The 12,643-nt window shown below is 72.8% G+C and carries 10 protein-coding genes; 4 read left to right on the forward strand and 6 right to left on the reverse strand.

Features of this window, described 5'->3' with window-relative positions; translation table 11 throughout:
- Positions 1-23 precede the first annotated feature (23 nt).
- From xylB to ABEA53_RS00715, 6 genes are all read right to left on the reverse strand, one after another.
- Positions 24-1,451 (reverse strand): xylulokinase, encoded by a 1,428-nt coding sequence (xylB, locus tag ABEA53_RS00690; RefSeq protein WP_345478974.1) that lies wholly within the window; start codon positions 1,449-1,451, stop codon positions 24-26.
- Between the two features lie 27 nt (positions 1,452-1,478).
- Positions 1,479-2,669 carry a xylose isomerase gene (xylA, locus tag ABEA53_RS00695; protein WP_345478975.1) on the reverse strand — a complete coding sequence of 397 codons (1,191 nt, stop codon included), beginning with the start codon at positions 2,667-2,669 and terminating at the stop codon, positions 1,479-1,481.
- Positions 2,670-2,791: 122 nt separating this feature from the next.
- Positions 2,792-5,122, reverse strand: a complete 2,331-nt coding sequence (locus ABEA53_RS00700; RefSeq protein WP_425550575.1) for a beta-xylosidase/alpha-l-arabinosidase — start codon at positions 5,120-5,122, stop codon at positions 2,792-2,794.
- The gene (locus tag ABEA53_RS00705; RefSeq protein WP_345478976.1) at positions 5,119-6,003 is read right to left on the reverse strand and encodes a carbohydrate ABC transporter permease; all 885 of its coding nucleotides are present in this window, start codon (positions 6,001-6,003) and stop codon (positions 5,119-5,121) included. Before ABEA53_RS00705 ends, ABEA53_RS00700 begins: the two co-directional genes overlap by 4 nt.
- Entirely contained in the window at positions 6,003-7,019 is a 1,017-nt protein-coding gene (locus tag ABEA53_RS00710; protein ID WP_345478978.1) for a carbohydrate ABC transporter permease, read from the reverse strand. The genes ABEA53_RS00705 and ABEA53_RS00710 overlap by 1 nt, the downstream gene beginning before the upstream one ends.
- Positions 7,020-7,029: 10 nt before the next feature.
- Entirely contained in the window at positions 7,030-8,316 is a 1,287-nt protein-coding gene (locus ABEA53_RS00715; protein ID WP_345478979.1) for an extracellular solute-binding protein, read from the reverse strand.
- Positions 8,317-8,459: 143 nt separating this feature from the next.
- On the opposite strand from ABEA53_RS00715, the gene ABEA53_RS00720 reads away from it, so the two are divergent.
- The 4 genes from ABEA53_RS00720 to ABEA53_RS00735 all read left to right on the forward strand — a co-directional run bounded on the left by ABEA53_RS00720 (position 8,460) and on the right by ABEA53_RS00735 (position 12,544).
- The gene (locus ABEA53_RS00720) at positions 8,460-9,467 is read left to right on the forward strand and encodes a LacI family DNA-binding transcriptional regulator (RefSeq protein ID WP_345478980.1); all 1,008 of its coding nucleotides are present in this window, start codon (positions 8,460-8,462) and stop codon (positions 9,465-9,467) included.
- A gap of 103 nt (positions 9,468-9,570) precedes the next feature.
- Positions 9,571-10,329, forward strand: coding sequence for a sugar phosphate isomerase/epimerase family protein (locus tag ABEA53_RS00725; RefSeq protein ID WP_345478981.1), 759 nt, complete (start codon positions 9,571-9,573; stop codon positions 10,327-10,329).
- Complete coding sequence (locus ABEA53_RS00730; RefSeq protein WP_345478982.1) at positions 10,326-11,450, forward strand: Gfo/Idh/MocA family protein; 1,125 nt, start codon at positions 10,326-10,328, stop codon at positions 11,448-11,450. The genes ABEA53_RS00725 and ABEA53_RS00730 overlap by 4 nt, the downstream gene beginning before the upstream one ends.
- Positions 11,447-12,544, forward strand: coding sequence for a Gfo/Idh/MocA family protein (locus ABEA53_RS00735; RefSeq protein WP_345478983.1), 1,098 nt, complete (start codon positions 11,447-11,449; stop codon positions 12,542-12,544). Before ABEA53_RS00730 ends, ABEA53_RS00735 begins: the two co-directional genes overlap by 4 nt.
- Positions 12,545-12,643 lie beyond the last annotated feature (99 nt).

Consider the following 12,643-nt stretch of genomic DNA (forward strand, 5'->3'; position numbering starts at 1 on the left):
AGCGACCCGGGACCGGACGGGCGTCAGCGCTCGCGGGCGGCAGCGGCGCGGTAGGCCTCGAGGATCTCCGGCCGGTGGTCCGGCGCGGGAGAGGCCACGTCCGGCACGGGCCACTGCGGCCGCGTGCCGGTGAGCGCCCAGCCGGCCTGCACGGCGGCGCCGAGCGCCACGTACTCGCCGGGCTGCGGCACGACCACGGGCTCGGCGAACACCTGCGCGGCGACGTGCTGCACGGCCGGGTTCTGCGCCGCGCCGCCCACGAAGAGCAGGCGCTCGGCGTGCACGCCCTGGCCCTGCACCGCGGCGAGGCCGTCGGCGAGCGCGCAGAGCAGGCCCTCGACGGCTGCGCGGGCGAGGTTCTCCCGCGTCGTGGATCCCAGCGTCATGCCGCTGAGCGACGCGGTCGCGTCGGGCAGGTTCGGCGTGCGCTCGCCCGCGAAGTACGGCACGAGCACGAGGCCGTCCGCACCGGGAGCGGCGGCCAGCGCGAGCCGGCCCAGCTCGTCGTGGTCGACCCCGAGCAGGCGGGCGGTCACGTCGAGGATGCGCGCCGCGTTCAGCGTCGCGATCAGCGGCAGGAACTCGCCGGACGCGGAGGCGAAGCCCGCGACGGTGCCGGAGGCGTCGTGCGCCGGTGTCGGGCTGACCGCGAACACGGTGCCCGAGGTGCCGATCGAGACGACGACGTCGCCCGCGACGGCGCCGAGGCCGAGCGCGGCGCCGGCGTTGTCGCCCGCGCCGGCGCCGACGAGCACGCCGGCCGGCACGCCCTCGACGCCCTCGATCGTGCGGCCGGCGGCCTCGGACGGGCCGAGGACCCGCGGCAGGACCACGTCGTGCCCGAGCGCGAGCTCGAGCATCCCGCGGTCGTAGCGGTTGCGGACCGGGTCGAAGTAGCCGGTGCCGGACGCGTCGGAGCGGTCCGTCGTCAGCGCCTCGAGCACGGGCCCGGAGGGGGAGACCTCCTCCGGGCCGTACCCGAGCAGACGCCACGTCAGCCAGTCGTGCGGCAGCGCGACGGCCGCCACGAGGGCGGCGTTGTCCGGCTCGGCGTCGCGGAGCCAGCGGAGCTTCGTCGACGTGATCGAGGCGACGGGCACCGTGCCGGTGCCGTTCGCGTGTCGCTCCGCGCCGACCTCCTCGATCAGATCGCGCGCCGCCTGCGCGGAACGGGTGTCGTTCCACAGCAGGGCGTCCCGGACCACGTGGCCCTCGGCGTCGAGCGCGACCATGCCGTGCTGCTGCCCGCCGACCGAGACCGCCTCCACGTCGGCCAGGCCGCCCGCGTCCTCGATCGCGACCAGCAGCGCGCGCCACCAGGCCTCGGGGTCCACCTCCGTGCCGTCCGGGTGCGACGCCCGACCCGAGCGCACGACGGCGCCCGAGTCGAGGTCGCGGACGACCACCTTGCAGCTCTGGGTCGACGAGTCGACCCCGGCGACGAGCGTCATGCCGGCGTTGCCCTCAGGAGCCGTCGATCAGCGGGCGCCGAGCAGGTGCTCGAGCGCGAGCTGCTGCAGGCGCACGAAGCCGAAGCCGCGGCCGTTGAAGTAGGCGTCGGTGTCGAAGTCCTCGAACGCGCCGCGGTCCGCGAGGAGCGCGTCGTACGTCTCGCCCTCGCCGAGCGTCGGGGTGCGCAGCTCGGTGACCTTCGACGCCTGCAGCGCCTCCTGCACCTCGGGGTCGGCGCGGAAGGCCGCGGCGCGCTCCTTGAGCAGCAGGTAGGTGCGCATGTTCGCGGCGGCGGAGTCCCACACGCCGGTCTCGTCCTCGGTGCGGCTCGGCTTGTAGTCGAAGTGGCGCGGGCCGTCGTAGGTCGGGCCGCCGTCGGGGCCGCCGTTCTCCAGCAGGTCGACGAGGGCGAAGGCGTTCTGCAGGTCGCCGTGACCGAAGACGAGGTCCTGGTCGTACTTGATGCCGCGCTGGCCGTTGAGGTCGATGTGGTACAGCTTCCCGGCGTACAGGGCCTGGGCGACGCCGGCGGCGAAGTTCAGTCCGGCCATCTGCTCGTGGCCGACCTCGGGGTTGATGCCGACCAGCTCGGGGCGCTCGAGCGTCTCGATGAAGGCGAGGGCGTGGCCGAGCGTCGGCAGCAGGATGTCGCCGCGGGGCTCGTTCGGCTTCGGCTCGATGGCGAAGCGGATGTCGTAGCCCTTGTCGGTGACGTAGTCGCCGAGCAGGTTGACGGCCTCGCGGTAGCGCTCGAGCGCGGCGCGGATGTCCTTGGCGGAGTCGTACTCGGCGCCCTCGCGGCCGCCCCACATGACGAACGTCTTCGCGCCGAGCTCGGCGGCGAGGTCGATGTTGCGCAGCACCTTGCGGAGCGCGTAGCGGCGGACGGCGCGGTCGTTGGAGGTGAAGCCGCCGTCCTTGAAGACGGGCGCGCTGAAGAGGTTGGTCGTGACCATCGGCACCTCGATGCCGGTGTCGCTCATCGCCTGCTTGAGGCGGTCGATCTCCGTCTGGCGCTCGGCGTCGGTGGAGCCGAAGGCGAACAGGTCGTCGTCGTGGAAGGTCAGGCCGTAGGCGCCCAGCTCGGCGAGCTTCTCGACCACGTGCACCGTGTCGAGGTGCGCGCGGGTCGGGCCGCCGAACGGGTCCGAGCCGTTGTAGTTGACGGTCCAGAGACCGAAGGAGAACTTGTCGTCGCGGGTCGGCTTCTCGGCCATGAGAGGCTCCGTTTCCTCGTTGAAGCGAAAATGTTGCGTCGGACAACATAGTCCGTCGCCGGCGGCTCGGCAAGGTCGGCGCGCTGCTGATCACCTGAGCATGCGCCGACCTCGCCGAGCGGTCAGGCGCGGGCGCCGGAGCGTTCCACGCGGGCGGTGGCGACGCGGCCGTCGGCTGCCGTGACGTCGTGCCGGGGCCCCGTGATCGTCGTCGTGGCGACCGTCTCCTCGCTCGCGCAGGAGGGCCCGACCCACAGCCGGACCTCGCCGGGCTCGACCGAGCGCACCATGCGGCGGTCGCTGAAGGCGAGCAGCGCGGTGGGCACGGCGAAGCGGACGACCGCCTCCTCGCCCGGCTGCAGCGCGACCCGCTCGTACGCGAGCAGCTGCGCGACCGGGCGGGTCACCGTGGCGACGACGTCGTTCGCGTAGAGCTGCACGACGTCCGTGCCGGCGCGGTCGCCGGTGTTGCGCACCCGCACCGACGCCGTGAGCACGTCGCCCGCGGCGACCGCGCCGTCGACCTGCAGGTCGGCGTGCTCGAACGTCGTGTACGCGAGGCCGTGGCCGAACGGCAGCACCGGCGTCGGGTCGACGGCGGTCACCTCCGACGGCCCGCCCAGCACGGGGTGCAGGTACGAGTACGGCTGCGCGCCCGCGGCGCGGGGGAGGGAGACCGGCAGCCGCCCCGAGGGCGCCGTGCGGCCCGAGAGGATGCGGGCGATCGCGGTGCCGCCCTCCTCGCCCGGGAAGAAGGCCTGCACGACCGCGGCCGGTGCGCTCGCACCGGTGATCGCCCAGTCGAGCGCGTAGGGCCGGCCCGTGAGCAGCACGAGCACCGTGGGCGTGCCGGTGGCGACGACGGCCTCCACCAGCTCCCGCTGCACGCCCGGCAGGTCCAGCGACTCCGCGTCGTTGCCCTCGCCGACCGTGCCGCGGCCGAAGAGCCCGGCCTGGTCGCCCGCGACGACGATCGCGACGTCGGAGGCCGCCGCGGCCGCGACGGCCTCGTCGAAGCCCGACCGGTCGTCGCCCTCGACCGCGCAGCCGGCGGCCGCGGCGATGGTCGCGTCGGGCAGCTCGGTGCGCAGCGCCTCGAGGACGGGCGCGATCTCGAAGCCGAGCGGCACGCCCGGATGGTGGGCGAGCACGTGGTTGGCGAAGGAGTAGCAGCCCATCAGCGCCTCGGAGCGGTCGGCGTTGGGGCCGACCACCGCGATGCGGCTGCGCGCGGCGCCGGCGAGCGGCAGCACGCCGGTGTTGCGGAGCAGCACGACGGACTCCTCGGCCAGCTGCAGCGCGACCTCGCGGTGCGCGGGGGAGTCGAGGTCGACCGCCTCCGGCTCCGCGTCGAACGTCTCGTCGAGCAGGCCGAGCGCCTCCTTCTGCGCGAGCACGCGCAGCACCGCGAGGTCCACGACGGCCTCGTCGGCGTCGCCGGCGGCGATGCGCTCGGCGAGCGGCGCGAGGAACGCGTCGCCCGTCGGCAGCTCGACGTCGATGCCCGCGGTCAGCGCGAGCTCCGCGGCCTCGCCGCGATCGGCCGCGACCCGGTGCATCACGGCCAGGAAGGCGACGGCGAAGTAGTCGGAGACGACGACGCCGTCGAAGCCCCACGTCTCGCGCAGCAGCTCGGTGAACAGGCGCCGCGACGCCGCGATCGGCTCGCCGTCGAGCTCCGTGTAGGAGTTCATGACGGAGCGGGCGCCGCCGTCGCGCACCGCCATCTCGAACGGCGGCAGGAACACGTCCTGCAGCTCGCGCCGGCCGAGCGACACGGGCGCGTGGTTGCGCCCTGCGCGGGAGGCGGAGTACCCGACGAAGTGCTTCAGCGTCGCGTGGATGCCGGCCGACTGCAGGCCGCGCACGTAGGCGGTGCCGATCGTGCCGACGACGTACGGGTCCTCGGCGATGCATTCGTCGACCCGGCCCCAGCGCGGGTCGCGGATCACGTCCAGCACCGGCGCGAGGCCCTGGTGGATCCCGAGCTGCCGCATCGAGTCGCCGATCAGGGCGCCCATCCGCTCGACGAGCGCCGGGTCGAACGCGGCGCCCCAGGCGAGGGGCGTCGGGAAGGTCGCCGCCTGCCAGGCGGCGAGCCCGGTCAGGCACTCCTCGTGCACCAGCGCCGGGATCCCGAGGCGGGTCTCCGCCATCAGCCGGCGCTGCTCGTCGCGCAGCCAGCGGGCGCGCTCGAGCGGGTCGACCGGGCGGGTGCCGTAGACGCGCGTCAGCTGCCCGAGCCCGTGCCGGGTCGCCTCGTCGTAGGCGGGGGAGGGCGCCATCTCGCCCTGCATGGGCGCGACCGCCTCCCCGCCCTGGTCCACCCAGAAGCCCACGAGCTGCGCGAGCTTCTCCTCCAGCGTCATCCGCGCGTGCAGCGCGAGCACCCGCTCCGAGAACACGCCCGCGTCCGCGGTCGCCGTGGCGGCGTCGATGGTCATGTCGGTCATCCCTTCACGGCTCCGGTCAGCCCGCCGACGATGCGTCGCTCGAACACGGAGAAGAACACGAGCGCGGGCAGCATCGACAGCGATGTGAACGCGAGCACCCGAGCAGTGTCCACCGAATACTGCGACGAGAACTGCTGCACGCCGAGCGGCAGGGTGAACGTGGCCGGGTTGTTCAGGATGAAGAGGGGCAGCAGGTAGCTGTTCCAGCTGCCGATGAACGCGAGGATCCCGACGGTCACGACGCCGGGGATCGACAGCGGCACGATCATCCGCCAGAAGAACCCGAGTCGGCTGGCGCCGTCGATCTCCGCCGCCTCCTGGATCTCGGCCGGGATGGCGCGGAGGAAGGGCACGAGGATGATCACCGTCGTCGGCAGGCCGAACGCGATCTGCGGCAGGATCACGCCCGCGAGGGTGTTCGCCAGGCCGAGGTTCTTCACCACGATGTAGAGCGGCGTGATCGCGACGGTCACCGGGAACATCAGGCCCGCCGCGAACAGCGCGTACATCGCGCCGCGGAGGCGGAACTCGTAGCGCGCGATCACGAAGCTCACCATCAGCCCGAGCACGACGACGCCGACCGTCGTCACCAGCCCGACGATCAGCGAGTTGCCGACGAGGCGCCAGAACAGCGACCCGGTCAGCACGTCGACGTAGTTGCGCAGCACCCAGGGCGCCGGGAAGCCGGCGGGCGACTCCGTGATCTGCGAGTTCGTGCGGAACCCGCCGATCACGATATACGCGACGGGCGCAAGCATGAGGCCGATCACGACGACCGCGACGACCCAGACGCCGGCGGTCGACCTGGCGCTGAAGCCGGTGGGGCGCCGCTTCCTCGGGCTCCGCAGCGTCGAGGACGGCAGGGCGGTGGTGACGGCCATCAGCGGCCCTTTCCGGTCAGCGCGCCCTCGGTGTCCCGGCGCAGCACGAAGCGCTGGTAGACGAGGGCGACGATCAGGGAGATCAGGAACAGGACGACGGCGACCGCGTTGCCGTAGCCGTAGCTGCCGGCGTTGCGGCCGTTGACCACGAGGTAGGTCGCCATGGTGGAGGTGCCCGCCGTGGACGCGACGTACTGGCCCCAGATGATGTAGACGAGGTCGAACAGCTGCAGCGCGCCGATGACCGACAGGAACGCCCAGATCCGGATCGTCGGACCGAGCAGCGGCAGCGTGATGCGCCGTTGGATCTGCCAGAACGTCGCCCCGTCGATGGACGCGGCTTCGGTCAGCTCCTCCGGGATCCCCTGCAGGCCGGCGAGGAACAGGATCACCGCGAAGCCGATGTACTTCCAGGTGATGATCCCCATCAGCGTCCAGATCGCGATGTCGGGGTTCGACAGCCAGTCGGTGGCGAGCCCGCCGAGGCCGATGCCGCGCAGGGCGTCGTTCAGCGCGCCGCTGGTCTGCAGGATCAGCGACCAGCCGGTGCCGACGACGACCTCGGAGATCACGTACGGCACGAAGATCAGCACGCGGATGACGCTCTGCCCGCGCATGCGCCGGTTGAGCAGCAGCGCGAGCAGGATCGCGATGGGGCCCTGCAGCACGAGCGACAGCACGACGATGATCGCGTTGTGCTTGAGCGCGTCGAGGAAGGTCGGGTCCTGGAGGATCGTCAGGTAGTTCTGCAGCCCGACGAACTGCGTGGGGACGCCGTACCCGGCCCAGCGGAAGAAGCCGTAGTAGGCCGCCGCCACCACGGGCAGGATCACGAAGGCGATGAAGACGAGGAGTGCGGGGCCCGTCAGGACCGCGATCTCGAGCCGGTTGCGCCAGGAGGAGCCCCTGGGGCGACGGCGCGCCGCAGGGGGCGGCGTGACGTGCACGCCGCCCCCTGCGGTCGATCGCGGTCCGGACGAGCGCTGACCCTGGGGGAGCTGCTCGCGGACGGTCATGATCGGTGCGTCAGCCCTTCTTCGCCGCGTCGTTGGTCGTCTTGACGATGCCCGCGGCGTCGCCCTTGCCGGCCAGCAGGTTCACGACGCTGACGTTCAGCGCGTTGCCGACGTTCTGGCCGTAGACCGTGTCGAGCCACTGCGACACGAACGGCGCCGCGTTGTAGGCCTTCACGACGTCCTTCAGGTAGGGCTCGCTGACCGCGGCCTGCGCCTCGGTGTTGACGGGCGGCGAGTTGTAGGCCTTGTAGTAGGCCGTCTGCTGCTCGGTCTTCGCGATGTAGTTCAGGAAGTCGACGCACTGGGGCGGGGCCGCCTGCGAGCAGGAGTACCCGTCGACGCCGCCGAGGATCGAGCCCGGCTTGCCGGAGCCGCCGGAGATCTCCGGGAACGGGAACCAGCCGAGGTCGGGCAGCGGCTTCTCGTCCTTCGTGAGGGAGGCGATCACGCCCGGGTCCCAGGCGCCCATGAGCTCCATCGCGGCCTTGTGGTTCGCGACGAGGCCGGCCGAGCTGCCCGCGCCCTGCTGCGCGGCGGTGGTGAGGAAGCCGTCGTTGAAGGGCTTCGTGTCCTTGAACTGCTGCAGGTCCTGGCCGGCCTTCAGCCAGCAGGGGTCCGAGAAGCTCTTCGACTTCGCCGCGGACTCGAGGGCGCTGGGCGCGCACTCGCGCAGCGCGAAGTTGTAGTACCAGTGCGCGGCGGGCCACGCGTCCTTCGCGCCGAGGGCGACCGGGGCGATGTCCTTCGCCTTCAGCTTCGCGATGTCGGCGTTCAGCTCGTCGAGCGTGCTCGGGGTGCCGTCGATGCCGGCCTCCTTGAACAGGTCCTTCGAGTACCAGATGCCGCTCGGCAGGACCGAGAGGGGCATCGCGTAGACCTTGCCGTCGAGCGACTCGGCGCCGAGCGACGCGGCCGGGATGACCTTCTTCGTCGCTGCGCTGATGCCGTCGGTGATGTCCTTGACCTGGCCGGCCTCGACCATCGCCTGCAGCTTCCCGCCGCCGCGCTGCAGGAAGATGTCCGGCGCGCTGCCGGAGTTCATGGCGGTCTGGAGCTTGCCGTCGAAGTCCTCGTTCTGCACGGTCTGGACGTCGATCTTGACGCCCGGGTTGGCCTTCTCGAAGCCCTTGGCCGCGTCCTTCCAGAACTGCAGACCCGGACCCGTGGTCGAGTTCTGCCAGAGGGTCATCGAGGCGGATCCGTCCGAGGATCCGCCGCCGGAGCCGCTGCAGCCCGTGAGCGCGGCGGCTCCTGCGAGCAGGACCGCCGAGGCGGCGATGAGGCGATGTGGTCTCACTGGTGCACCTGTTCTTCTCTTCATCGAGGGGAGTGCCCGCGCCGATCTGCTGCGATCCGCGTGCGAACGGCATGAACGATCCGTGAACCGCGGAAGGGTGTCAAACGGTTTCGAAAACGGTTGCCATTCGTTACCGTCATCCCGTGCAGGGGCGCGCGACGATCAGTGACGTGGCCGCGGCCGCCGGGGTGTCGGTGGCGACGGTGTCGAAGGCGGTGAACGGCCGCTACGGCGTGGGCAGCGAGACGGCCGCCCGGGTGCTGCGCATCGCGTCCGAGCTCGGCTACGCCTCGAGCCTCGGCGCGAGCAGCATGCGGTCCAGCCGCACGGGTGTCGTCGGGGTGTTCATCGCCGCGTTCGAGCCCTTCTCCTCCGAGGTCCTGAAGGGCATCGGAGTGGCTCTCGGTGACAGCGGGAACGACGTGCTCGCCTACAGCAGCCTGACCGGCAACGAGCACGACGGGTGGGAGCGCCGGTCGCTCTCGCGCCTCGGCGGCACGCTCGACGGCGCGATCCTCGTCGCGCCGACGGTGGTCGACCTGCCCGGCACGATCCCGCTCGTCGCGATCGACCCGCACACCGGCCCCGCCGGGCTGGCGACCGTCGACTCGGACGGCTACGGCGGCGCGCGCCTCGCCATGGAGCGCCTGATCGGGCTCGGCCACCGGCGGATCGGCTTCGTCTCCGGTCGGCACGACCTGCGGTCGGCCCTGCTGCGGGAGGCGGGCTACCGCAGCGCGCTCGAGGAGGCGGGGATCCCGTTCGACGCCGACCTCGTGCGCGCCGGCAACTACGAGCTGAAGCTGAGCCGGGAGGCGGCGAACCAGCTGCTCGACCTCCCCGTCCGGCCCACCGCGATCTTCGCGGCGAACGACCTGTCGGCGCTCGCCGTCGTGCAGGTCGCGCAGTCGCGCGGGCTCGCGGTGCCGCGCGACCTCTCCGTGGTCGGGTTCGACGACGTGCCGGAGGCGGCGCGCGCCGATCCGCCGCTCACGACGGTGCGCCAGCCCATGCAGCAGCTGGGCAACGAGGCCGTCGCCATGCTCACCGCGCTCATGGGGCAGCAGGAGCTGCGCCGCCCGCACGTCACGCTCGCCACCCGGCTGGTCGAGCGGCACACGACGGCCGCGCCCGCGCCGCGCCGGGGCTGACCCTCGCGCGCGCGAATGTTGTGGCTCGCAACATTGGGGCGTGATTGGATGGAGCCATCGGCGGCCGCAGCACGGCCGCGCATCGAAGTGCGAAGGAGCACGCATGCCTCGAGGACCCGTGTCCGTCCAGCTGTACTCGGTCCGTGAGCAGATCGCCGAGGACCTCGAGGGGACGCTCGCGCGCCTCGCCTCCCTCGGCTTCCAGAACGTCGAGCCCTACGGCGCGTTCGTCACGGGATCCGACCAGTACGCCGCGGCGCTCGCCGCCACCGGCCTCGTCGCGCCGTCCGCGCACGCGGGCGTGCTCGGCCTGAGCGACCCGTCGCCGGCCTTCGAGGCCGCTGCGGCGATCGGCGTGCGGACGGTCATCGACCCCGCCCACCGCACGGACGACTGGGAGTCGATCGACGGGATCGCCCGCATCGCCGAGCGCATGAACCGCGCGTCCGAGCAGGCCCTCGAGCACGGCCTGACCTTCGGCTACCACAACCACTGGTGGGAGCTGGAGGCGCGGCCGGGCGGCACCCCCGCGCTGGAGCTGCTCGCGCCCCGCCTCGACGAGCGCATCGTGCTCGAGGTCGACACCTACTGGGTCGAGGTCGGCGGCGTCGACGTGCTCGGCCTGCTCGATCGGCTCGGCGACCGCGTGCGCTTCCTGCACGTGAAGGACGGCCCGAAGACCCGCGACACGAAGGCGCAGCTGCCCGCCGGCGAGGGCGCCATGGACGTCCCCGCCGTGCTCGCCGCGGCTCCCTCCGCGATGCGCGTGCTCGAGTTCGACGACTACGAGGGCGACACGGTCGACGGCCTCGCCGCCTCCCTCGCCTACGTGAACACCGTGGACGCGGAGGCGGGCGAGTGACCGTCGGGGTCGGACTGATCGGCGCGGGCGTCATCAGCGCGCAGTACCTCGCGAACCTCACCACCTTCCCGGACCTCGAGGTCCGGTTCGTGGCGGACATCGACCTCGACCGCGCGAAGGCGCGCGCCGAGGAGTTCGGCGTGCCCGCCTCCGGCACCACGGAGCAGCTGCTCGCGGACGACGGCATCGCGATCGTCGTCAACCTGACGCTGCCCTCCGTGCACGCGGAGGTGGACCTGCAGATCCTCGCCGCCGGCAAGCACGTCTGGAGCGAGAAGCCGATCGCGACGAACGCGGAGGACGCCCGCCGGGTGCTCGACGCCGCGGAGGCCGCCGGCCTGCGCGTCGCCGTCGCGCCCGACACCGTGCTCGGCGCCGGGCTGCAGACCGCGTTCCGCGCGATCGCCGACGGCCGCATCGGCGCGCCGCAGACCGCGACGACGATGGTGCTGAACCCGGGCCCCGAGCGCTGGCACCCGGCGCCGGAGTTCCTGTTCCAGGCCGGTGGCGGCCCGCTGCTCGACCTCGGGCCCTACTACCTGACGACGCTCGTGACCCTGTTCGGCCCGGTCGTCCGCGTCTCCGCGGTCGGCTCGATCGGGCGCCCCGAGCGCGTCATCGAGTCCGGCCCGCGCGCGGGCACGAGCTTCGAGGTCACCGTGCCGACGCACTCCGCGCTGCTGCTCGAGTTCGGGGGCGGCGCATCCGCGCAGGCGACCTTCTCGTTCGAGTCCGCGCTGCCGCGCTCGGGCTTCTTCGAGGTGACCGGCACGACCGGCGCCATCGTGCTGCCCGACCCGAACATGTTCGACGGCGAGTCCGCGCTGTGGACGCTCGAGTCCTGGAAGGGCTACACCGGGCAGGACCGCCCGACTCCCGAGCAGATCGAGCCGGTCGGGCCGACCTCGGGCCGCGGGCTCGGCGTGCTCGACCTCGCCCGCGCGATCGCCGCGGGCGTGCCCGAGCGCGCCTCCGGCGCCCTCGCCGCCCACGTGCTCGACGTGATGCTCGCCGCCGCCGAGGCGTCCGAGCAGGGGGCCGCGGTCGCGGTGACCAGCCGCGTCGCCGCGCCCGAGCCCCTGCCCGCCGACTGGAACCCCTACGAGAGGACCCTCGAATGACCGAGCCCCTGCGAATCGGCGTCGTCGGAGTCGGGGTCATCAGCGCCCAGTACTTCGCGAGCTTCCCGTCCCTGCCGAACCTGCGCCTCGTCGCGGTCGCCGACCTCGACGAGGCCCGCGCCGCGGAGGTGGCGAAGGAGCAGGGCGTCGAGTCCCGCTCCGTCGACGCGCTGCTCGCCTCCGACGACATCGACGCGGTGCTGAACCTCACCATCCCGGCGGTGCACGTCGAGGTGGGCACCCGCATCCTCGAGGCCGGCAAGCACGTGTACGCGGAGAAGCCGCTCGCGCTGAAGCCCGAGGACGCCGCGCCGATGCTCGAGCTCGCCGAGCAGCGCGGGCTCCGCGTCGGCAGCGCGCCGGACACGGTGCTCGGCACCGGGATCCAGACCGCGCGCCGCCTCATCGACGACGGCGCGATCGGGCAGGTGCTGACCGCGGACGCCCACTGGAGCGCGCCGGGTCACGAGCGCTGGCACCCGAACCCGTTCTTCTACTACACGCCGGGCGGCGGCCCGCTGCTCGACATGGGCCCGTACTACCTGACCGCGCTCGTCACGATGCTCGGTCCGGTCGTCCGCGTCTCGGGCGTGAGCATCCGCTCGCCGCGCGAGCGCAGCGTCGCCACCGGCCCGCGCGCGGGGGAGGCCGTGCCCGTCTCGGTCGACACCGGCGTCAGCGGCATCCTCGAGCACGCGAGCGGCGCGGTCTCCCGCGTCTCCTTCTCGTTCGACACGTGGGCGACGCGCATCCCGCTGTTCGAGGTGCACGGCACCGAGGGCTCCATCGCGGTGCCGGACCCCAACCGGTTCGACGACCCGGTGGAGGCGTGGACGACCGCGGACCAGGAGTGGCGCACCGTCGAGCCGAACGCGGGCTACGTCGGCGCCGGACGCGGCTACGGCCTCGCCGACATGGCGCAGGCGATCGCGACGGACCGGCCGCACCGCGCCTCCGGTGCCCTCGCGCAGCACGTGCTCGAGATCATGGACGCGATCCCGCGCAGCTCGACCGAGCACACGGTGATCACGCTCACGACGACGGTCGACCGTCCCGAGGCGGTCCCGGAGGGCGCGACCCCCGACACCTGGTAGGCGCGTCGCATCGTGACGGAGTTCCGGCCGGCCGAAGGCCCGCCAGAACTCCGTGAAGACGAAGACAGAACAGGAGGGCCCGGCCGCTTCGGCGGCCGG

The organism is Amnibacterium soli, from assembly GCF_039544415.1.
GTDB classification, from domain to species: Bacteria; Actinomycetota; Actinomycetes; order Actinomycetales; family Microbacteriaceae; genus Amnibacterium; species Amnibacterium soli.